This is a genomic window from Mycobacterium sp. (genome assembly GCF_035633495.1).
Classification (GTDB): Bacteria; Actinomycetota; Actinomycetes; order Mycobacteriales; family Mycobacteriaceae; genus Mycobacterium.
The window spans coordinates 1-20,126 of sequence record NZ_DASQEU010000179.1; the positions used below are offsets into that span (position 1 = coordinate 1).

At 67.2% G+C, this 20,126-nt stretch carries 19 protein-coding genes, 1 tRNA gene and 1 pseudogene; 6 read left to right on the forward strand and 15 right to left on the reverse strand.

What is annotated here, in order from left to right:
* Both VET27_RS25590 and metH read right to left on the reverse strand, forming a co-directional pair.
* Positions 1-456, reverse strand: a 456-nt coding sequence (locus VET27_RS25590; protein ID WP_526522710.1) for an HAD family hydrolase, incomplete at its 3' end; no start/stop codon positions are given.
* Positions 456-3,968: a methionine synthase gene (gene metH / locus VET27_RS25595; RefSeq protein WP_526522736.1), complete on the reverse strand. Its 3,513-nt coding sequence runs from the start codon at positions 3,966-3,968 to the stop codon at positions 456-458. The genes metH and VET27_RS25590, both read right to left, overlap by 1 nt.
* A gap of 154 nt (positions 3,969-4,122) precedes the next feature.
* On the opposite strand from metH, the gene VET27_RS25600 reads away from it, so the two are divergent.
* Positions 4,123-4,986, forward strand: a complete 864-nt coding sequence (locus VET27_RS25600; RefSeq protein ID WP_526522738.1) for a PAC2 family protein — start codon at positions 4,123-4,125, stop codon at positions 4,984-4,986.
* Here the strand turns inward: VET27_RS25600 and VET27_RS25605 are convergent.
* The 10 genes and pseudogenes from VET27_RS25605 to VET27_RS25650 form a co-directional block, all read right to left on the reverse strand.
* Positions 4,983-5,966: an acyl-ACP desaturase gene (locus tag VET27_RS25605; RefSeq protein ID WP_526522712.1), complete on the reverse strand. Its 984-nt coding sequence runs from the start codon at positions 5,964-5,966 to the stop codon at positions 4,983-4,985. The two genes, VET27_RS25600 and VET27_RS25605, sit on opposite strands and share 4 nt — an antisense overlap.
* Positions 5,967-6,013: 47 nt before the next feature.
* Positions 6,014-7,222, reverse strand: a pseudogene (locus VET27_RS25610) (DUF1254 domain-containing protein).
* A gap of 29 nt (positions 7,223-7,251) precedes the next feature.
* Positions 7,252-8,490 carry a cysteine--1-D-myo-inosityl 2-amino-2-deoxy-alpha-D-glucopyranoside ligase gene (gene mshC, locus VET27_RS25615; RefSeq protein ID WP_526522713.1) on the reverse strand — a complete coding sequence of 413 codons (1,239 nt, stop codon included), beginning with the start codon at positions 8,488-8,490 and terminating at the stop codon, positions 7,252-7,254.
* A gap of 96 nt (positions 8,491-8,586) precedes the next feature.
* Positions 8,587-9,354 carry a 3'(2'),5'-bisphosphate nucleotidase CysQ gene (locus VET27_RS25620; RefSeq protein WP_526522740.1) on the reverse strand — a complete coding sequence of 256 codons (768 nt, stop codon included), beginning with the start codon at positions 9,352-9,354 and terminating at the stop codon, positions 8,587-8,589.
* A gap of 6 nt (positions 9,355-9,360) precedes the next feature.
* A complete protein-coding gene (locus tag VET27_RS25625; RefSeq protein WP_526522715.1) occupies positions 9,361-10,026 on the reverse strand; it encodes a GNAT family N-acetyltransferase in 666 nt (221 codons plus the stop codon).
* A gap of 52 nt (positions 10,027-10,078) precedes the next feature.
* Complete coding sequence (locus VET27_RS25630) at positions 10,079-10,909, reverse strand: Rv2133c family protein (protein ID WP_526522717.1); 831 nt, start codon at positions 10,907-10,909, stop codon at positions 10,079-10,081.
* On the reverse strand, positions 10,893-11,480 hold the full coding sequence (locus VET27_RS25635) for an Rv2134c family protein (RefSeq protein ID WP_526522719.1): 588 nt from the start codon (positions 11,478-11,480) through the stop codon (positions 10,893-10,895). The genes VET27_RS25630 and VET27_RS25635 overlap by 17 nt, the downstream gene beginning before the upstream one ends.
* Positions 11,481-11,555: 75 nt before the next feature.
* Positions 11,556-12,233, reverse strand: a complete 678-nt coding sequence (locus VET27_RS25640) for a histidine phosphatase family protein (protein WP_526522721.1) — start codon at positions 12,231-12,233, stop codon at positions 11,556-11,558.
* Positions 12,230-13,060, reverse strand: coding sequence for an undecaprenyl-diphosphate phosphatase (locus VET27_RS25645; RefSeq protein ID WP_526522742.1), 831 nt, complete (start codon positions 13,058-13,060; stop codon positions 12,230-12,232). Before VET27_RS25645 ends, VET27_RS25640 begins: the two co-directional genes overlap by 4 nt.
* 36 nt (positions 13,061-13,096) lie before the next feature.
* The gene (locus VET27_RS25650) at positions 13,097-13,408 is read right to left on the reverse strand and encodes a hypothetical protein (protein ID WP_526522723.1); all 312 of its coding nucleotides are present in this window, start codon (positions 13,406-13,408) and stop codon (positions 13,097-13,099) included.
* Between the two features lie 149 nt (positions 13,409-13,557).
* On the opposite strand from VET27_RS25650, the gene VET27_RS25655 reads away from it, so the two are divergent.
* The 3 genes from VET27_RS25655 to VET27_RS25665 are packed head-to-tail and all read left to right on the forward strand — an operon-like array spanning position 13,558 to position 15,844.
* Entirely contained in the window at positions 13,558-14,529 is a 972-nt protein-coding gene (locus VET27_RS25655; protein WP_526522744.1) for a YncE family protein, read from the forward strand.
* Positions 14,526-14,783: a DUF5703 family protein gene (locus VET27_RS25660; RefSeq protein WP_526522725.1), complete on the forward strand. Its 258-nt coding sequence runs from the start codon at positions 14,526-14,528 to the stop codon at positions 14,781-14,783. The genes VET27_RS25655 and VET27_RS25660 overlap by 4 nt, the downstream gene beginning before the upstream one ends.
* The gene (locus tag VET27_RS25665) at positions 14,780-15,844 is read left to right on the forward strand and encodes a quinone-dependent dihydroorotate dehydrogenase (RefSeq protein ID WP_526522727.1); all 1,065 of its coding nucleotides are present in this window, start codon (positions 14,780-14,782) and stop codon (positions 15,842-15,844) included. The genes VET27_RS25660 and VET27_RS25665 overlap by 4 nt, the downstream gene beginning before the upstream one ends.
* A 4-nt stretch (positions 15,845-15,848) precedes the next feature.
* Here VET27_RS25665 and VET27_RS25670 read toward each other — a convergent pair whose 3' ends face one another.
* A complete protein-coding gene (locus tag VET27_RS25670) occupies positions 15,849-16,376 on the reverse strand; it encodes a YbhB/YbcL family Raf kinase inhibitor-like protein (protein ID WP_526522728.1) in 528 nt (175 codons plus the stop codon).
* Positions 16,377-16,407: 31 nt separating this feature from the next.
* Positions 16,408-17,751, reverse strand: a complete 1,344-nt coding sequence (locus VET27_RS25675) for a M20/M25/M40 family metallo-hydrolase (RefSeq protein WP_526522730.1) — start codon at positions 17,749-17,751, stop codon at positions 16,408-16,410.
* 67 nt (positions 17,752-17,818) lie between these two features.
* Between VET27_RS25675 and VET27_RS25680 the strand changes: the two genes are divergently transcribed.
* A tRNA-Leu gene (locus tag VET27_RS25680) sits at positions 17,819-17,904 on the forward strand.
* Positions 17,905-17,908: 4 nt separating this feature from the next.
* Here VET27_RS25680 and VET27_RS25685 read toward each other — a convergent pair.
* A complete protein-coding gene (locus tag VET27_RS25685; RefSeq protein ID WP_526522732.1) occupies positions 17,909-18,607 on the reverse strand; it encodes an alpha/beta hydrolase in 699 nt (232 codons plus the stop codon).
* A 430-nt stretch (positions 18,608-19,037) separates the two neighbouring features.
* Here VET27_RS25685 and VET27_RS25690 point away from each other — a divergent pair.
* On the forward strand, positions 19,038-20,126 hold a 1,089-nt coding region (locus VET27_RS25690; RefSeq protein WP_526522734.1), incomplete at its 3' end, for a cbb3-type cytochrome c oxidase subunit I.

Consider the following 20,126-nt stretch of genomic DNA (forward strand, 5'->3'; position numbering starts at 1 on the left):
GGCGGCTCGCACGTACGGATCGGGCGCCGGCTTGGCGTGCTCGACCTCATCACCGCACACGGACGCCGAGAAGTAGTGGCTGCCAATGCTCTTCAGCGCGCGCTCGGTGAGTCCCCGGCGCGTGTTGGTCACCAGAGCCAACGGAACGCCCGCTTCGGTGAGCGCCTCGAGGAGCTCGCGCGCGCCGGGCAGCCATGGCAACCCCTCCTCGAACAACTCACCCACGTGGTCGTGCAGCCACACCGCCGCCTCCTCCATCGCGACGGGCTCGGGGTCCAGTCCGAGGTCGGAGTAGACGATGCGCATCACGCCCTCGGCCGAACCGCCGACCGTCGACGCCCTCACCTCCGGGGCCATCACGCCACCCAGTCGCTCGTACAGAGCGTTCAGCGATACGTCCCAGAGCTTTTCGGAGTCGACGAGGGTGCCGTCCATGTCCCACAGCACGGCCCGCATCAGACGTTGAAGTACTTCGCCTCGGGGTGATGCAGGACGAACGCATCGGTGGACTGTTCGGGATGCAGCTGCAGTTCCTCGGACAACTCCACGCCGATGCGACCCGGCTCCAGCAGCTCCATCATCTTGGCGCGATCCTCCAGGTTCGGGCACGCGCCGTAGCCGAAGGAGTACCGGGCACCGCGGTAGCCGAGTTTGAAGTACTCCTCCACCGACTGGGGATCCTCGGCGGCCATCGCGTGATCGGTGTACTTCAGTTCCTCCCGAACCCGGCGGTGCCAGTACTCGGCAAGCGCCTCGGTGAGTTGCACGCCGATGCCGTGCACCTCGAGGTAGTCGCGGTAGGAGTCCGACGCGAACAGTTCGTTGGCGAAGTCCGCGATGGGCTGGCCCATCGTGACCAACTGGAACGGCAGCACGTCGACCTGATTGCGTTCGGTGGCCAGTTCCCGCGAGCGGATGAAGTCGGCGATGTCGAGGAACCGGTCGCGCTGCTGACGCGGGAAGGTGAACCGGAACCGTTCGGCCGCATCCGGCTTGGGCTCGGCGAGCACCACGACGTCGTCACCCTCCGACACCGCGGGGAAGTATCCGTAGACCACGGCCGCGTGGGCCAGAATGCCGTCGGTGGACAGTCGGTCCAGCCAGTACCGCAGGCGCGGCTTGCCGTCGGTCTCGACGAGTTCCTCGTAGGACGGCCCCTCTCCACCCTTGACGCCACGCAAGCCCCACTGGCCCAGGAACAATGCGCGTTCGTCGAGCAGGCCGGTGTAGTCGGCCAACGCGACGCCCCTGACGATGCGACTGCCCCAGAACGGCGGCGTCGGCACCTCGACGTCGGCCGCGACCTCGCTACGTGCGGGCACCTCGACGGGCGCCTCCTTCGCCTTGCGTTCGGCGGCAATGCGCTTCGATCGCGCGTGGCGGGCCTTGCGCTCGGTTTCCTTCTCCCGCGCTGCGACCGCCTCGGGGCTGTCGGCGTCGACCGCGCCCCCACGCTTGGTCGTCATGATGGTGTCCATCAGACGCAGACCCTCGAACGCGTCACGGGCGTAATGCACGTCGCCCTCGTAGATCTCGGCGAGATCGTTCTCGACGTAGCCACGCGTGAGCGCGGCCCCGCCGAGCAGCACCGGGAACTTCGCCGCGACGCCGCGGGTGTTCATCTCGTGAAGGTTCTCCTTCATGACCACGGTCGACTTCACCAGCAGCCCGGACATTCCGACGACGTCCGCGTTCTTGTCCTCGGCGACTTCGAGGATGTTGGCGATCGGCTGCTTGATGCCGATGTTGACCACTTCGTAGCCGTTGTTGGTCAGGATGATGTCGACGAGGTTCTTGCCGATGTCGTGCACGTCGCCCTTGACGGTGGCGAGCACGATGCGGCCCTTGCCTGCGTCGTCGTCGGCCTTCTCCATGTGCGGCTCGAGGTGCGCCACAGCGGTTTTCATCACCTCGGCGGACTGAAGCACGAACGGCAGCTGCATCTGGCCTGAGCCGAACAGCTCGCCGACGGTCTTCATGCCCGCCAGCAGGTCGGAGTTGATGATCTCCAGCGGTGGCTTCTCCGTCATCGCCTCGTCGAGATCGGCTTCCAGACCGTTGCGCTCGCCGTCGACGATGCGCTGGGCCAGCCGCTCGAACAGCGGCAGCTTGGCCAGTTCCGCGGCGCGGGATTCCTTGGACGAGGCCGCCGAGACGCCCTCGAACATCTGCATCAGTTCCTGCAGCGGGTCATAACCCTCGCGGCGGCGGTCGTAGACCAGGTCCAGTGCGACTTTGCGGCGGTCCTCCGGAATGCGGTTCATCGGCAGGATCTTCGATGCGTGCACGATCGCCGAGGTGAGACCGGCCTCCTGGCACTCGTGCAGGAACACCGAGTTGAGGACCTGGCGCGCAGCGGGATTCAGGCCGAACGAGATGTTCGACAGACCGAGGGTGGTCTGCACCTCGGGATGCTTCTGCTTGAGCAGCCGGATGGCCTCGATGGTCTCGAGGCCGTCCTTGCGGGACTCCTCCTGGCCGGTGCAGATGGTGAACGTCAGCGTGTCGATCAGGATCGACGACTCGTCGACACCCCAATTGCCGGTGATGTCGGCGATCAGACGGTCGGCGATCGCGACCTTGGCCTCCGCCGTGCGGGCCTGGCCTTCCTCGTCGATGGTCAGGGCGACGACTGCTGCGCCGTGCTCGGCGACGAGTTCCATCGTCTTGTGGAACCGGGACTCCGAACCGTCGCCGTCCTCGTAGTTGACCGAGTTGATGGTGCAGCGCCCACCGAGGTGCTCCAAACCTGCCTTCAGGACCGGAGTTTCGGTGGAGTCCAGCATGATCGGCAGTGTTGACGCCGTGGCCAGTCGACTGGCCAGGGCGTTCATGTCCGCGACGCCGTCGCGGCCGACGTAGTCGATGCACAGGTCGAGCAGATGGGCACCGTCGCGGGTCTGGTCCTTGGCGATGTCGAGGCATTTCTGCCAGTCCTCGGCGAGCATCGCCTCGCGAAAGGCCTTGGAGCCGTTGGCATTGGTGCGCTCGCCGATCATCAGAATCGAGGCGTCCTGGTGGAACGGCACGGCAGTGTACAGCGAGGACACAGACGGCTCGCGAACCACGTTCCGGTCGGGCCGGTTCAGCTCCGCCACCGCGTCGGCCACGGCGCGGATGTGCGCGGGCGTAGTGCCGCAGCAGCCGCCGACGAGCGCCAGCCCGAATTCGTTCACGAAGCCCGAGAGCGCCTCGGCCAGTTCGTCGGCGCCCAGCGGGTACTCGGCGCCGTTGGCGCCCAGCACCGGCAAGCCGGCGTTCGGCATCACCGACACCGGGATGCGTGCGTGCCGGGACAGGTGACGGAGGTGCTCGCTCATCTCGGCGGGACCGGTCGCGCAGTTCAGCCCGATCACGTCGACGCCGAGCGGCTCGATCGCGGTCAGTGCCGCGCCGATCTCACTGCCGAGAAGCATCGTGCCGGTGGTCTCCACCGTCACGTGGGTGATGATCGGGATGTGCCTGCCGAGCTGCGCCATCGCGCGCCGCGAACCGAGCACCGCGGCCTTCAGTTGCAGCAAGTCCTGGCAGGTCTCGACGAGGATGGCGTCGGCGCCGCCCTCGAGCATTCCCAGCGCCGCTTCGCCGTAGGCGTCGCGGATGACCGCGTACTCGGTGTGCAGCAGCGTCGGAAGCTTGGTGCCAGGCCCCATCGATCCCAGGACGTACCGGGGACGATCTGTGGTGGACATCTCATCCGCGACCCGCTTGGCGATGGAGGTGCCGTCGCGCGCGAGGTCACGGATCTTGTCAGCGATGTCGTAATCGCCGAGGTTGGACAGGTTGCAGCCGAAGGTGTTGGTCTCGACGGCGTCGGCGCCCGCTTCGAAGTAGTTGCGGTGAATTTGCTCGATGACGTCGGGGCGGGTCTCGTTGAGGATCTCGTTGCAGCCCTCGAGGTCGTTGAAGTCGTCGAGGGTGAGGTCGGCCGCTTGCAGCTGGGTACCCATGGCACCGTCTCCGACCATGACGCGCCGCGACAGGGTGTCGAGGAAGTCGGTGTCGTATGCGGGTTGGTTTGCAGCATTCACGCATCCAGGGTAGTCGGTCTATGCAAACCAATCCGGATCCCGCCCCGCCAGGCGATGGCCCTCGCCGGTGCCGGGCAGGGCTTACGCTAGCCTGGTGACAGACCTGCCCGACCTGCAGGACACCATCATCGTCGCGGCCTTCGAAGGTTGGAACGACGCCGGTGACGCGGCCAGCGACGCGCTCGAGCACCTCGACGTGATCTGGGAGGCCGAGACGATCGTGGAGATCGACGACGAGGCCTATTACGACTATCAGGTTAATCGTCCGGTCATCCGCCAGATCGACGGCGTGACGCGCGAGCTGGTGTGGCCGTCGATGCGCATCTCCCACTGCCGTCCACCTGGGAGCGACCGCGACATCGTGCTGATGCACGGCGTCGAGCCGAACATGCGGTGGCGGACGTTCTGCGCCGAGTTGCTGGCCATCGCCGACAAGCTCAACGTCGACACCGTTGTGATCCTCGGCGCACTTCTCGCCGACACGCCCCACACCCGGCCGGTGCCGGTGTCCGGAGCCGCCTACTCCCCCGAATCGGCCAAGTTCTTCGGCCTCGAGGAGACCCGATACGAGGGGCCGACCGGCATAGCAGGCGTCTTTCAGGACGCGTGCGTGGCCGCCGGAATCCCCGCCGTCACGTTCTGGGCCGCGGTGCCGCACTACGTGTCGCAACCGCCGAATCCGAAGGCGACGGTGGCGTTGCTGCGGCGGGTCGAGGACGTCCTCGACATCGAGGTCCCACTCGCCGACCTACCGATCCAGGCCGAAGAATGGGAACAGGCCGTCAGCGAGATGACCGCCGAGGACGAAGAAATCGCCGAGTACGTCCAATCGCTCGAGGAACGGGGTGACGCGGAGGTGGACATGACCGAGGCGCTCGGCAAGATCGACGGCGATGCCCTCGCCGCGGAGTTCGAGCGCTATCTGCGACGCCGCGGCCCCGGTTTCCGGGGTTAGACCAGCGACCTGGACGCGACCCGCTGCGCCTTGCGCGCTTCGCGTTCGAGATAGCGAGCCTTGGACTCGTCGAACTTGGCCGCCTCGGCTTCCATCCTCTCGATGAAAGCGCCGAGTGCGTCGCGTTCCCGCTCACCCTCGCCGGTGAAGTCGTTGCGCTCGAAGATCCGCCACTTGCGCAGCACCGGCAGCACGACCTCGTCGAGGTGTTGTCGCGCGTCGTAGATGCCGCCGACGGCCATCTTGACGGCGTTGCGGCGGAAGTTCGGGATCGAGAAGCCGGGCATCTGGAAATTGACGAGGATGCGGCAGATCGAGTGCATCGCACGGTCGGGCGACAGGTCCAGCGCCGCCCCCGTCAGCCCGCGGTAGAAGATCATGTGCAGGTTCTCGTCGAACGCGATGCGCTTCAGCAGCGCATCGGCGACGGGCTCGTCGCACGCCTTGCCCGTGTTGCGGTGCGAGACCCGGGTGGCCAGCTCCTGGAACGTCACGTAGGCGGCGGCGTCGAGGAACGATTCCGGCGCGATGTCGCCCTGGCCCTGCTGACCGGGGCTGAATCCGGCAGTGACCTGCCGCAACCTGGCTTCTTCTAGCTCCATCGGGTCGACCGCCCTGGTCACGACCAGGTAGTCGCGCAGCGCGATGCCGTGCCGGTTCTCCTCGACGGTCCAGCGGTTCACCCAGGTGCCCCAGGCATCGTCGAGGGTGAGGTAGCCTGCCACCGCACGGTGGTAGGACGGCAGATTGTCCTCGGTGAGCAGGTTGGTCACCATCGCGATGCGCGCCAGTTCGGACAGCGGCGACTGTTCGAGTTCCGATGGCCGTCCGCCGAGCGCCGAGTAGTTCGAGCCGTCCGACCACGGCACGTAATCGTGCGGGGACCAGTTCCTGGTGGCCGCGAAGTGCTGGTTCACGCCGGCCTCGACGACCGGTTCGAGTTCTCGGACCAGCTCTGGGTCGGTCAGAAAGCGTGCCATCGTCCCGCCACGCTACTCCAGAATCATCGGAAAGCCGGCAAACGCGCCTACGTCTTCACCGGTGCCGGAGCCTTCCAAGTCTCGTTCAGCGCATCGGGTTTCGGCCAGTACAGCCGCAACACCAACGCGAACGGACCCTCGGATGCGGGCAACCAGTTGGGTTCGCGTTCCTTGCCGGGCGACTTTGACGGGTGGCAGCTGTCCGGGCGCGAAGCGGTACGTGTAGTCGTCGGCGCCGGTCAGCGGGGCACCGGTCGAGTCGGTGGAGAAACTCGGGTAGAGCGCCTCCGCGGCGGTGTTGCCGTAGATGCCAAGCACCGCGCCTGCCATCCGGTAAAGGTAGTTGCCCTTGAGATCTCCTGCGGTGCCGAAGAATTGCGCCGAACCGATCTTGCCGGTGTCGATCTCGTCCTTCTTCAGCGTGTCGAGTTCGGCCTAGGCGTCGGCCATGCCGTCCTGAATCGCGGTCCGCATCTCGGGAGAGAGCTTCTCGGCGTCGAAGGACCCGTCGGGGCCGATGCCGATGGTGGCGAACCGGGCACGCAGGACCCGTTCGGCAGGCAGAGTGGGAGCGAACTTCATGACGAAGTTGAGGATGTCGAAGAATTGCGGCGACGTGCGCTCCTGATCGGACGTCCGTCCTGAATGCGCTTGACGTTGGCGATGTCCGCGGGGTCGAACAGCTGCGTGCGGTAGAGCACCAGCGCGAGATCGGTGTCGGAGCGGATGACCTCGTTGATGCCTTCGGGCTTGTCACCCTTCCAGGTAGAGCCCGCCAGAAGGTATTTGCCGCCACTGTTACCCGTCGTCCGACTGCCGACGTACGCGAAGTTGGAGGTGTAGAGGTCAACGAACTGCAGCGAGAAGTACCGGTCCTGGTCGACGGGCGGCACGGTGAGCACCAGTGGTTCGGTGCGCAGATCGGCACCGAGGGCAGAATACGGAGTGTCCGAGTTCGGCGTCTGAATGGTGGTGTCGGGTGGCGTGTAGACCCTTGCGGTGTTGTGGATTTCGTTCCAGACACCCTTGTACTCCGCATCGTCCTTGTCGACGAAGTAGGAGTACATGACGCGGTAGTCGTCGACCATCGGGAAGCCCCAGACGTACGCCTCCTTGGCGATGGCCCTGGCCTGGTCGGGGGTGACCACGGACGATGGCGGGGGCGGCGGCGCGGCACCGACGGCCTCGGGCTTGTCGTTCTTCGCGCAGGCCGCCAGGCCGGCATCAAACCACTTTACGTTCGACCTGCCCCGGATCGTTCGCTCGCCGGGGTGTCACCGTGCGGCTAGAGTTCGACGCCCAGCAACGCATCGACGACAGCCGCCACCCGACCCGGCGCCTCGGCATCGCGGCCGCCGTACTCGAGCGCGTCTTCGGTCCAACCATCCAGCGCAGCAAGCACTTTGGGAGTATCGAGATCGTCGGCGAGGTACTGCCGGACTCGGGCGATCACGTCGGTGGCGTCGGGTCCCGTTGGGAGCGCGGCCGCCGCGCGCCACCGACCGAGGCGGTCCTGGGCCTCGGCGAGGACGGCGTCACTCCAGGAGCGATCGTGGCGGTAGTGCCCGGCGATCAGACCGAGCCGGATGGCCGCGGGCTCGACGCCGTCGGCGCGCAACCGGGAGACCAGAACCAGATTGCCGCGGCTCTTGCTCATCTTGTGGCCGTCCCAGCCGATCATGCCCGCGTGGACGTAGTGGCGAGCGAATCGCCGCTCCCCCGTGGCGGATTCGGCGTGGGCGGCGGAGAACTCGTGGTGCGGGAAGATGAGATCACTGCCACCGCCCTGCACGTCGAGGCCGGTACCGATGCGGTCCAGCGCGATGGCGGCGCACTCGACGTGCCACCCGGGCCGACCCGGGCCGAACGGTGACGGCCAGCTGGGTTCCCCCGGTCGCTCCGCGCGCCAGAGCAGCGCGTCCAACGCATCACCCTTGCCCGGCCGGTCCGGATCACCACCACGTTCGCCGAACAACCGAAGCATGGTGTCGCGGTCATAGTTCGACTCGTAGCCGAATTGCACGGTCGCGTCGGCGCGGAAGTACACGTCCGGGTACTCGGCATCCTCCATCACGTAGGCCGCCCCGGAGGCCAGCAGCTTCTCGACCAGTTCGATCACCTCGGCGATGGCGTCGGTCGCCGCAACGTAGTCGTGCGGCGGGAGCACCCGCAGGGCCGCCATGTCCTCGCGAAACAGCTGAATCTCCCTGGCGCCGAGTTCGCGCCAGTCGATGCCGTCGCGCTCGGCCCGCTCGAACAGCGGATCGTCCACGTCGGTGATGTTCTGCACGTAGTGCACCCGATGACCGGAATCGAGCCAGGACCGGTAGACCAGATCGAACGTCAGGTAGGTCGCCGCGTGGCCGAGATGGGTCGCGTCGTACGGGGTGATGCCGCAGACGTACATGGTCGCGGTGGCACCGGCCGCCACCGGACGCACCTGCCGGTCGGCGCTGTCGTACAGACGCAACTGCGATCCCGGACCCGGTAGCTCCGGAACGTTCGGCGCCGGCCACGATTGCATGGCTCCGACTCTAGGGTGCGCGCTCAGTTCGGCCTCCGACGGTGGTTACTCGTTGTGATGCGGCAACGAGCGGAGGCAATCCATTCCCGACAGCGGTCAGAACACCGACCGGATCGCGTCCATCAGGGTGCCCGCCAGCTCGGACCTGCACATCACGAAGTCGGGCAGATACGGGTCGGGGCGGTTGTAGCGCAGCGGCGAGCCGTCCAGCCGCGAGGCGTGCAGTCCCGCCGCCAGCACGACGCCGGCCGGTGCCGCCGAGTCCCACTCCCACTGCCCCCCGGCGTGTACGTAGGCGTCGACGTCGCCACGCACGACGGCCATCGCCTTGGCACCCGCCGAACCGATGCCGATGAGCTCGACGTCGAGCATGTCGCGCAGCCACCACAGCACCGTCGGTGGCCGGTTGCGGCTCGTCGCGATGCGGATCGGTCCGGGCTCGCGCGGCGGCGGCGCGGTGACCGTGTCGGATCGGTACACCTCGCCGAGGGCGGGCAACCCGACGACGGCGTCGGTGATCTCTCCCGACGGTCCACCGGTCCGCTGCCACAGCGCGATGTGCACGGCCCAGTCGGTACGGCCCGGCATCGAGAACTCCCGGGTGCCGTCGACCGGGTCGACGATCCACACTCGGTCGGCGCGCACCCGCGACAGGTCGTCGGCCGCCTCCTCGGACAGGACGGCGTCGTCGGGCCGGTGCTCGCGGAGGAGGTCCAGGATCAGCATGTTGGCACGCTTGTCGCCGGCGTCGCCGAGGTCGTAGTGATCGCTGAAGCCGATCTCCGCGCGCAGTTCGACGAGCATCTCACCGGCTTCGGCGGCTATCTCCGCGGCGAGCGCCGCATCGCTCGTGGGTTCGCTAATCGGGTGCTACTTGGGCGTGGCGCCGGGAGTGCGCACGACCATCGGCACCGCGGGGAAGTAGGCCGCCATCTCCGACCGGCACCTGCGCAATGCGGCGGTGCCGAACCCGCGGTGACGGTGTTCCGGGTGAATCCAGACCCGGACGCTGACCTCGCCGCCGACCAGCTCGCCGAAGACCATGCCGACCTTGTCGCTGCCCTCCACGGCGACGAACCACACCGCCTCCTCGTTCGACACCCGTCCCAGGGCGGCTCTGATCTCGTCGTCGAGGTTGCCTGCGGGTCCCCCGGAGCCGTCGCCCTTGGCGCCGACGTCGGCAGTGCGGGCGGCGAAGAGGTCGCGGTCGGCGGGCGAGGAGAACGAGCGCAGGACCAGACTTTCCCCGGAGCTGGCGGGTCGTTCCCCTAGGGTGAAGCTGAGCTGCTTGTTGAGGTCCTCGAGCTCGTCGGCGATCTTGCGGCGCGAGTCCCTGGTGAGCTGGTCGAACGAGATGGACATGACCGCCTCACCGCCGAGGTGCGACGTGTCGAGCAGGGCCGAGATGGATTTCACGGCGGCCGCCCGGTCGTCGGCTTCGACGATCGCGTCGAGCACCTCGTGGCGGCGGTCAAGCGCCTTCTGAAGGGCGGCGGCGATCTCCCTGCGGGCGGCGGCATGGTCGTGATCAGTCATGACGATGAGCGTAGAACACCTGACTGCGAAGGCTGGCGGCCTCGGACGAAACTCAGAACGCGGGCCATGGGATGGGCCTGCGCCGATCGGGCAACGGCATCACCGGATTCTCCAGCAGACCAACCGCTCTGGCGTACAGCGCGTCGATCTCCCGGTTGCTGATGTGCGGTCGCAAGACCTCGTCCAGGTCGCCCAGCAAGGCATCCCGCAGACCCGCGACGTCACGCAGCGCTTCGTCGTCCACCGGCTTGCCCGCCCAGCCCCACAGCACCGTGCGCAACTTGTTCTCGGTGTGCAAGCTCACACCGTGGTCGACGCCGTACACGCCGCCGTCGACTCCGGGCAGGATGTGACCGCCCTTGCGATCGGCGTTGTTGATCAGGACGTCGAACACGGCCATGCGACGCAGCCGCTCATCGTCGGCGTGGACGAGGGTCACTTCGTCGCCCGCGTAGTCGTAGGCCTGTAGGACGGGAAGGAATCCGGGCGGAATGTGACCCTTCGGAAGCAGGTCCACCAAATCGGGACCTGCGTCGGGCGGCTCCGAGGCCTCGTCATCATCGAGAGCGTCGCCGGGCTGATCCACCCACCGCTGCACCATCCCCCGGCCCGCAGGCCCGTCGCGAACGACGGTGTAGGGCACGACGTTCCAGCCCAGTGCCGCGGAAACCAGGTACGCCGACACCTCTCGACCCGCAAGCGTGCCGTCGGGGAAGTCCCACAGCGGCGCCTCACCGGTGACCGGCTTGTAGACGCAGTGCGCCTGACGATCCTCGAGGTGCGCTTCGCAGAGGAACGTCGCATTGCTCGCCGATCTGATGCGCCCGATGACGGTCAGCTGGCCGTCCCGTATCACCCCGTCCCGGTCAGGTGTCTGCGTCATCGTCGGATCCCGCCATGGCGCCTCGTCGATAACCGTTGGTGCGCACGCAGATGTGTCCCGCGGAATCCAGTGGCTCGTCACAGAGCGGGCACGGCGGCCGGCCCGCGGAGATGACCCGGTTGGACCGAGCCGCGAATTCCCGGGCCGACTCCGGGCTCAGGAAGACGCGCACGGCGTCCGGTCCGTCCTCGGCGTCGTCGAGCACCACGGACGCATCGAACTCGGTGTCGGACACCGCAAGCAGTTCGACGACCACCGTCTGCGCCTCGGAATCCCAACCGAGACCCATCGTGCCGACGCGGAACTCGGCGTCGACGGGGGTGATCAGGGGGCTGAGATCCTCGATCTGGCCCGTCTCGGGGGGCACCGGGGTGCCGAATCTTCGGTTGATCTCGAGCAGCAGGGCGGCGATCCGCTCGGCGAGCACCGCGACCTGTTGCTTCTCGAGCTCCACCGACACGACCCGCTCGTCATGGACGGCCTGGAGGTAAAACGTGCGGTCGCCTGGTTGCCCGACAGTCCCGGCCACGAAGCGGTCGGGTGAACGGAAGACGTGAATCGAACGGGTCATGACGCCTCCCAAAATACCGGTATTGCCACCGCAGCCGTAATTCGAACGGAGTGCGGCCGACGTGATCGACGGATGTCAGTCGGTGGAACCGCCGACCACTGCGTCACCCGAGGGTTCGGGTTTCGCCAGGAGCGCCGCGGTCAACGCAGCGCCGGTGTGGTTGACGTGGAGCACGAATGGGCGCACCGACGTATACCGGATGACGCTCATGGACGCGGGATCGGCGGTGATCCGCTGAAAGCTGTCCAGGTGCGTGCCCAGCGCGTCGGCGATGATCGACTTGATGACGTCGCCGTGCGTACAAGCCACCCACAGCACGTCGCCTTCGTGCTGCTCGGCGAGGGTGCGGTCATGATCGCGGACCGCCGCCACCGCCCTGGCTTGGACCTCGGCCAGACCCTCGCCGTCGGGGAACACGGCAGCGCTGGGGTGCTGCTGCACGACCGCCCACAACGGCTCCTTGACCAGATCGCCGATCTTGCGGCCGGTCCAGGCGCCGTAGTCCACCTCGGAGAGCCGTTCGTCCACCACGGGTTGCAGACCGAGTGCCTCCGACAGAGGGGCCACTGTTCGCTCACAGCGCAGCAGCGGTGACCGCACGATCGCCTTGACGGGCAGTTCGCCGATGCGGGCGATCACCGACTGAGCCTGCTCGCGTCCCTTGTCGTCGAGGTCGACGCCCTCGGAGCGCCCAGCCAGCGTGTGGGCGGTGTTCGACGTCGAGCGACCGTGGCGGAGCAGGATGACGGTCACTGCGCCGCCACCACGCCGGTGCCGAGCAGGATCAGGAGCGTGACGCCGAGGATCACCCGGTAGCCGACGAACCAGTACATGCCGTGGCGCACCAGGAATCTCAGGAACCAGGACACGGCGGCAAGGCCGATGACGAACGCGATGACGACGGACACCGCCAGTTGTGGGCCGGACGCGCTCATGCCCCTGCCGTCGGGATGGAACGCGTCGGGCAGCGAGTACAACCCCGATGCGAGGACCGCGGGAATGGCCAGCAGGAAACCGAACCTTGCGGCGGCCTCGCGCTCCTGGCCCATGAACAATCCCGCGCTGATGGTGGCGCCCGACCTAGACACCCCGGGGATCAGGGCGAGGCATTGCGACAACCCGATCACGACGCTGTCCTTCCAGGTGAACCGTTCGATCGGGCGGTTCTGCCTGCCGAAGTACTCGGCGGCGGCAATGACGGCGGAGAACACGATCAACGCGGTGGCGATGATCCAGAGATTGCGCACGTCGTCACGGATGTACTGCTTGAAGATGAGCCCGGCGGCGCCGATCGGGATGGTGCCGATGATGACCCACCAGCCCAGCCAGTAATCGCTGGTGCGGCGCGAGGGATCGCGCAGTCCTGCCAACCACGCCACCAGAATGCGGCCGATGTCGCGGGCAAAGTAAATCAGCACGGCCAATTCGGTGCCGAGCTGGCTGACGGCGGTGAATGACGCCCCCGCGTCGTCGGCGAAGAACAGCTGGGACACGATCGCGAGATGGGCGGACGAGGACACCGGTAGGAACTCCGTCAGGCCTTGGACCACGGACAACACCACAACCTGCAGCCACGACATGTCCATCACGCCGACGACCGTACCGTGGCGATCCTGTCAACGGGCTGAGCGCGGCACCGGCTGGGCGTCGGCGACGGCGTCACGGACTGCTGCCGCCAAGCTGCGCTCGTCGGCTACGTCGACGTGGGCGAGGCTCCGGCTGGCGGCCGCCACCACGTCCTCGGCCTGCGGTACCGGCCCCGTCAGTCGTGGCCGGTACACCTCGACGAAGAGCGTCTGCTTGTCCACGTGAAAGGAGAAGCTCCGGCCGTCGCCGACCCGACCAAATCCGCTGGCGTGCACACCGGTCGACAGGTCGTCGATCGCGAACTCGCTTCCGGACAAGTGGCTGTCCGCCGCGCGGGTCATGTCTGAACCATACCGGGGGGCTGGTCCGGGAGCGTGCCTAAACTGGCCATTCGATCGCCATCCGATTCGCACGAACCGAGGGTTACCCTTTGCCGCCGCACGCAACACCGAAGCGTCGCCTAGCTCACAGCCTTCTCTGGATCGTGACGATGGTCGCCTGCCTGTCGTGTTCCACCAAGCCCGCGGACAGTCCACCGCCGACGATCCCGCCTGCACGAGCTGCCGTCTCACCAGCGGTGACCGAGAAGCCACCGGGTTCGGTACGACCGCTCGACGGCGTCGGTGAGGCCGCCGTCTTCGACGCGGCCACGTCGTCGTTGGTGGTGCTGAGCCGTGAGGCAACGGGTGGTTACGCTCTGACGTCGTTCCCGCTCAACGGACCGCCCAGGACGGTACGGCTGCCCGCCCCGTCCACCGCCGTCGTCGGCGACGGAGATGGAACGGTGTATGCGTCGACGAAGGGTGGCTACTTCAAGGTCGACGTCCGGGGCGACGGGGCGGTGACGCGGTTCGACGTCGACGGCGAGCCCGACACCGAGTTCACCGCGATCACCCGTCGCGCCGACGGCAAGGTGGTCCTCGGCAGCGCCGCCGGTGCGGTGTACACCCTGAGTTCCGACACCGCGGTTGAAGCCCGACTGCAGATCTTCGCTCGCGTCGACGTTCTCGTCGCACGGGGCGATAAGGTCGCCGTCCTGGACCGCGGCCAGACGTCGGTCACGACGGTGGACGCCTCGGGCACGAAGCAGAAACACGCACTGCGGGCGGGCGAGGGCGCCACCACGATGGTCACGGATCCGGAGGGTCGCATCCTCGTCGCCGACACCCGTGGTCAAGCGCTGCTGGTGTTCGGCACGGACCCGCTGATGCTTCGGCAGCAGTATCCCGTGAAGGGTGCGCCCTACGGGCTCGCGGGGTCGTCCCGGCTCGCGTGGGTGTCGGAGACGGCGACGAACAGCGTGGTTGGTTACGATCTGGCGACCGGAATTCCCGTCGAGAAGGTGCGTTATCGAACCGTGCAGCAACCGAACTCCCTGATCTTCGACGATGCGACCGGCACGCTGTTCGTCGTGTCCGGCTCGGGAGCGGGTGTGCAAGTGATCCCTCGGGCAGCCGGATGACGGCGCATCAGCGCGGACGCATGCCCGCCGCGTGGGAGGCCGACCTCTCCGACGACTACGAGTGGGTGCCGCTTCGGCTGCCTCCGGACGTGACACGGGTGTCCGCGTCGATCCGGCTGTCCATCGAGGCCGAGTACCGCGGCTGGGAGCTGACCCGCGTCCGCCTCTACACCGACGGAAGCCGTCGGGTTCTGCTGCGGCGCAGGAAGTCCGCGTCGGACTGGATGAGCGCCGACGGTCAGCCGAATTCATGACCTACCGTGCGCTGCGGCGGATTCTGTTCCTCGTCCCGCCCGAGCGGATTCACACCGTGGTCTTCGCCTGCCTGCGCTTCGTCACGGCGCCCACGCTGCTGCGCCATGGCCTGGCCAGGTGGCTGGCCCCTCGTGATCCGGTGCTGGAGAGCACGGTGTTCGGCGTCAGATTCCCAGGGCCCGTCGGCCTGGCCGCGGGTTTCGACAAGGACGGCTCGGGCCTGAAGACCTGGGGCGCACTGGGTTTCGGATACGCCGAAGTCGGCACCGTGACCGCGCGCGCGCAGCCGGGCAATCCCCCGCCGCGCATGTTCCGACTCGCCGACGACCGGGCGCTGCTCAACAGGATGGGCTTCAACAACCACGGGGCCGGCGAGCTGGCGTTGAAACTGAGCCGCCACGTTGCCGAGGTGCCCATCGGCGCCAACATCGGAAAGACGAAGACCACCCCACCCGAGGACGCCGTCGACGACTACACCGAGAGCGCCCGCCTCGTCGGCCCCCTGGCCGCGTTCCTGGTCGTCAACGTCAGCTCGCCCAACACCCCTGGCCTGCGCGACCTGCAGGCCGTCGAATCGCTGCGGCCGATCCTGGCAGCGGTCCGCGCGCAAACCACGACACCGGTGCTGGTGAAGATCGCCCCCGACCTGTCCGACTCCGACGTCGACGAGATCGGCGACCTGGCGGTCGAATTGGGGTTGGCGGGCATCGTCGCCACCAACACCACCGTGTCGCGCGACGGGCTCGCCACCCCCGGCGTCGCCGAGTTGGGCGCGGGCGGCGTCTCCGGCCCACCGGTCGCGCAGCGCTCCGCCGAGATACTGCAGCGGCTGTACCGACGGGTCGGCGACCGGCTGGTGTTGATCAGCGTCGGCGGCATCGAGACGGCCGACGACGCGTGGGAGCGCATCACCGCGGGCGCCTCACTCCTGCAGGGTTACACCGGCTTCGTGTATGGCGGAGGGTTGTGGGCCAAGCACATTCACGACGGTCTGGCACGGCGCCTGCACGACGGCGGGTTCGCGTCGCTGGCCGACGCGGTCGGCTCGGCGACGCGATAGGCGCCTACTTCTGCTCGTAGGTGCCCATGATGACGGCGCGGGCGATGGCATGGCCGAACAGGTTGAAGCCCAGATACGCCGGGGTGGCGTTCTCCGGCAGGTCCAGCTTCTCCACGTCGACGGCGTGCACGGCGACGAAGTAGCGGTGCGGGCCGTGCCCCGCGGGCGGAGCGGCGCCGATGAAGCGCTTCAGGCTGGCGTCGTTGGCCAGCGTCAGGGCATCTCCGGGAAATCCCGTGTGGCTTCCGTCACCGACGCCTGCGGGCAGGTCCGTCACGGTCGCGGGCAGGTTGGCCACCGCCCAGTGCCAGAACCCGGACGCGGTCGGTGCGTCGGGGTCGTACATCGTCACGGAGAAGCTGCGGGTGGTCTCGGGGAAACCGGACCAGCTCAGCTGCGGGGAGACGTCCGAACCCCCGGCACCCATGATGCCGCTGACCTGGTCTCCTGCCAACGGCTCGCCGTCGGTGATCGAGGTCGAGGTGAGGGTGAAGCTCGGCAACTGAGGAAGGTTGTCGTACGGGGTGCTCATCAGATCCTTTCGGTTGATCTCCGGTGGTGTTTCAGCAGTGCAGCAGGAAGTGCTCGAGAACCTGGGTGCCGAACATCAGCGACTCGACGGGTACCCGTTCGTCGACGCCGTGGAACAACGCGGCGAAGTCCAGTTCGGGTGGCAACCGCAGCGGGATGAAGCCGAAGCAGCGAATGCCAAGGCGCGCAAAGTGTTTCGCGTCAGTTCCGCCGGACAACATGTAGGGCACGATGCGCGCGTCGGGGTCGATTGACAGCAGCGCCGCATTCATGGCGTCGACCAGCTCACCGTCGAACGTGGTCTCGTAGGACGGCAGCTCGGTTATCCACTCGCGAGTCACGTCGGGCCCGATCAACTCGTCGACCGTCGCCTCGAACGCGGCCTGCCTACCCGGCAGCACCCGACAGTCGACGACGGCCTCTGCCGTGGCGGGGATGACGTTGGCCTTGTATCCGGCCTTGAGCATGGTCGGGTTGGCCGAGTCACGCAGTGTGGCACCCACGATGCGGCCGATCGGCCCGAGCTTGGCGATCGCCCCGTCGAGGTCGGGCGACTCGGGGTCGAAGGCATGTCCCGTCTCCTCGCCCACCGCACTGAGGAACTTTGCGACGGGGTCGGTCAGCACCAACGGAAACTCGTGACGGCCCAGCCGGGCGACGGCTCCTGCGAGCGTGGTGACGGCATTGTCGTCGTGCACGAACGAGCCGTGCCCGGCACGGCCGCGGGCGGTGAGCCGCATCCACCGCATGCCCTTCTCGGCGGTCTCGATGAGGTAGAGCCGCTTGTCGCCGCCATCGCGGTGGGGCACGGTCAGCGAGAAGCCGCCGACCTCGCCGATGGCCTCGGTGACGCCCTCGAACAGATCGGGCCTGTTCTCGACCAGCCACCCGCAGCCGTACTTACCGCCGGCCTCCTCGTCGGCGACGAAGGCGAACACCAGGTCCCGCGGCGGCACGATTCCGGACCGCTTGAGGTAGCGCGCGACCGCGATCATCATCCCGATCATGTTCTTCATGTCGATCGCCCCGCGGCCCCAGACGTAGCCGTCGGAGACCGCGCCGGAGAACGGGTGCACACTCCAGTCCGCGGCCTCGGCGGGCACCACGTCGAGGTGGCCGTGCACGAGCAGGGCGCCGCGGCTGGGATCGGCGCCGGGCAGCCGGGTGACGACGTTCCCGCGGCCGGGGGCACCCGACTCGACGTACTCGCACCGATAGCCGACGTCCTCGAGCTGCTGAGCGACCCAGCGGGCGCACTCCCCCTCACCCGCGGTGGTCTCGAGCTCGCCCGTGTTGGAGGTGTCGAACCGAATCAACGCGCTGACGAGTTCGACTACCTCGTCGGACGGCTGGGGAGAAACAGTCACGGTCACCATTCGTACCATTGCACGGCCAGCCGGGTTTTGGTCCGGGCATCGGAATCCGTTAGCCTTAGTCGCTCTTGTCCGAGTGGCGGAATGGCAGACGCGCTAGCTTGAGGTGCTAGTGCCCTATTAACGGGCGTGGGGGTTCAAGTCCCCCCTCGGACACTCTTCAACTCACGCGACGCGCGAAGTCCGCGACGTCGCGGAGGGCGCGATCGTAGAGTTCGGGAACCGACGCCGCGACCATCTGTTCGCCCGCGTGCCCGACACCGCTGTAGGTGTGTCCCGTGGCGTTCACGCCCGCGCGCTGCAGTGCCCGTAGGTAGGCCAACCCCTCGTCGCGCATGGGGTCGAGTTCGTCGGTGGTGACGACGTGCGGCGGGAGGCCGTGGAGGTCGCCGTCTTCGGCGTAGTACGGCCACGCAAGCGGATTCATGGTGTGCTGACCCGTCGGGTCGTACAACGCCGCCATGAGATTCATGACCGACGGGCCTAGGAAGTATTCCTCGTTCTCGACGAGTGATGGAAGAGCGGCGTTGGGTGCGTCGTAGCCGCCGTAGATGAACGGCACCTGCGCGTAGACACCGTCGATCCGATCGAGCCGTCCTTCCCGCTTGGCCTTCAACGCCGTGGCGAGCGACAGATTGCCCCCGCCGGACTCACCCGTCACGACGATCGACGTCAACCCGAGGCCTTCGCGCTGACCGTGCATCCAGTCCAGCGCGCTGGCGCAGTCGTCGAGGCCGGCCGGAAACGGTTGCGGGCCAAGGGCTCCGCCGGAGTTCCGGAATTCGACGCCGACGACCACGCAGCCCGGGCAGCGGAGCGGACACGCCGATCGGTCGGTGGACGTAGAGCGTGATGTCATTGCCGTCGACCCCGGTGATGCTCAAGGTGCGCGTGTCCACGGCCTTCGGCGACGGAAGACCGGCGAGCAAGGCGGCGAACACGCCTTCGAAGGCCTGTTCGGTGGCGGACGCGACGGTGCGCAGCTCCTCGAGCGGTGACCGACGGTCGATGGGCAGATCGTCCGCCCTCGTGTCGAGCCCGAATGGAGCGAGGGCCGCGAGCATCCGGGGGTCCCCCCTCGGATCGGAGCGCAGTTCCATGGTCGGGTCGCCGAGGCGGCTCGGAAGTGTGACGCCAACGGTGGGTGCAGCCATGTCGCGGACCTACTGCAGGACGCCGACGGGTCGACAATGGTGACGAAAGCCCCTAGCGGCACGTCCAACTACTCATGGTGAATTAACCCCTATGCGGATGAATCGACCCATCCGCCGGACGCGTCTGGGGATTGCATGACCATCGACGAAGCTCAGATCGACGAACTTCAGGCCAGCCGTCCGTTCCCCGAGCGCCTGGGTCCCAAGGGCAGTCTGATCTACAAGCTGATCACCACCACCGATCACAAGTTGATCGGCATCATGTACGTGACCGTGTGCTTCGTCTTCTTCTTCATCGGCGGGCTGATGGCGCTGTTCCTTCGTGCCGAGCTCGCGCTGCCCGGGCTGCAGTTCCTGTCCAACGAGCAGTACAACCAGCTGTTCACCATGCACGGCACCGCGATGCTGCTGTTCTACGCGACGCCCATCGTGTTCGGCTTCGCCAACCTGGTCCTGCCGCTGCAGATCGGCGCGCCCGACGTGGCGTTCCCGCGGCTGAACGCGCTCTCGTTCTGGCTGTTCCTGTTCGGCGCGTTGATCGCGCTGTCGGGATTCATCACCCCCGGCGGCGCCGCCGACTTCGGCTGGACCGCCTACGCACCGCTGTCGGATGCCATCCACTCGCCAGGCGCCGGGGCCACCCTGTGGATCATGGGCCTCGGAGTCGGTGGCCTGGGCACGATCCTGGGTGCGGTCAACATGATCACCACCGTGGTGTGCATGCGGGCGCCGGGCATGACGATGTTTCGGATGCCGATCTTCACCTGGAACATCATGGTGACGTCGATCCTGGTGCTGATCATCTTCCCGATCCTCACCGCGGCACTGTTCGGGCTCGCCGCCGACCGCCTCCTGGGTGCGCACATCTACGACCCGGCCAACGGCGGGGTGATCCTCTGGCAGCACCTGTTCTGGTTCTTCGGCCACCCCGAGGTGTACGTCATCGCGCTGCCGTTCTTCGGCATCGTCAGCGAAATCTTCCCGGTGTTCAGTCGCAAGCCGATCTTCGGTTACACCACGCTGATCTACGCGACGATCTCCATCGCTGCTCTCTCGGTCGCGGTCTGGGCGCACCACATGTACGCCACCGGCGCGGTGCTGCTGCCGTTCTTCTCCTTCATGACGTTCCTGATCGCCGTCCCGACCGGCATCAAGTTCTTCAACTGGATCGGCACGATGTGGAAGGGCCAGTTGACCTTCGAGACACCCATGCTGTTCTCGGTG

Excerpts from the sequence above, each read along its gene's own strand:
- metH (WP_526522736.1), bottom strand. The coding sequence starts at position 3,968 with ATGGTCGGAGACGGTGCCATGGGTACCCAGCTGCAAGCGGCCGACCTC.
- VET27_RS25605 (WP_526522712.1), bottom strand. The coding sequence starts at position 5,966 with ATGGCACGCTTTCTGACCGACCCAGAGCTGGTCCGAGAACTCGAACCG.
- mshC (WP_526522713.1), bottom strand. The coding sequence starts at position 8,490 with ATGCAATCGTGGCCGGCGCCGAACGTTCCGGAGCTACCGGGTCCGGGA.
- VET27_RS25625 (WP_526522715.1), bottom strand. The coding sequence starts at position 10,026 with ATGACTGATCACGACCATGCCGCCGCCCGCAGGGAGATCGCCGCCGCC.
- VET27_RS25630 (WP_526522717.1), bottom strand. The coding sequence starts at position 10,909 with ATGACGCAGACACCTGACCGGGACGGGGTGATACGGGACGGCCAGCTG.
- VET27_RS25635 (WP_526522719.1), bottom strand. The coding sequence starts at position 11,480 with ATGACCCGTTCGATTCACGTCTTCCGTTCACCCGACCGCTTCGTGGCC.
- VET27_RS25645 (WP_526522742.1), bottom strand. The coding sequence starts at position 13,060 with ATGTCGTGGCTGCAGGTTGTGGTGTTGTCCGTGGTCCAAGGCCTGACG.
- VET27_RS25650 (WP_526522723.1), bottom strand. The coding sequence starts at position 13,408 with ATGACCCGCGCGGCGGACAGCCACTTGTCCGGAAGCGAGTTCGCGATC.
- VET27_RS25655 (WP_526522744.1), top strand. The coding sequence starts at position 13,558 with ATGGTCGCCTGCCTGTCGTGTTCCACCAAGCCCGCGGACAGTCCACCG.
- VET27_RS25660 (WP_526522725.1), top strand. The coding sequence starts at position 14,526 with ATGACGGCGCATCAGCGCGGACGCATGCCCGCCGCGTGGGAGGCCGAC.
- VET27_RS25665 (WP_526522727.1), top strand. The coding sequence starts at position 14,780 with ATGACCTACCGTGCGCTGCGGCGGATTCTGTTCCTCGTCCCGCCCGAG.
- VET27_RS25670 (WP_526522728.1), bottom strand. The coding sequence starts at position 16,376 with ATGAGCACCCCGTACGACAACCTTCCTCAGTTGCCGAGCTTCACCCTC.
- VET27_RS25675 (WP_526522730.1), bottom strand. The coding sequence starts at position 17,751 with ATGGTGACCGTGACTGTTTCTCCCCAGCCGTCCGACGAGGTAGTCGAA.
- VET27_RS25685 (WP_526522732.1), bottom strand. The coding sequence starts at position 18,607 with ATGACATCACGCTCTACGTCCACCGACCGATCGGCGTGTCCGCTCCGC.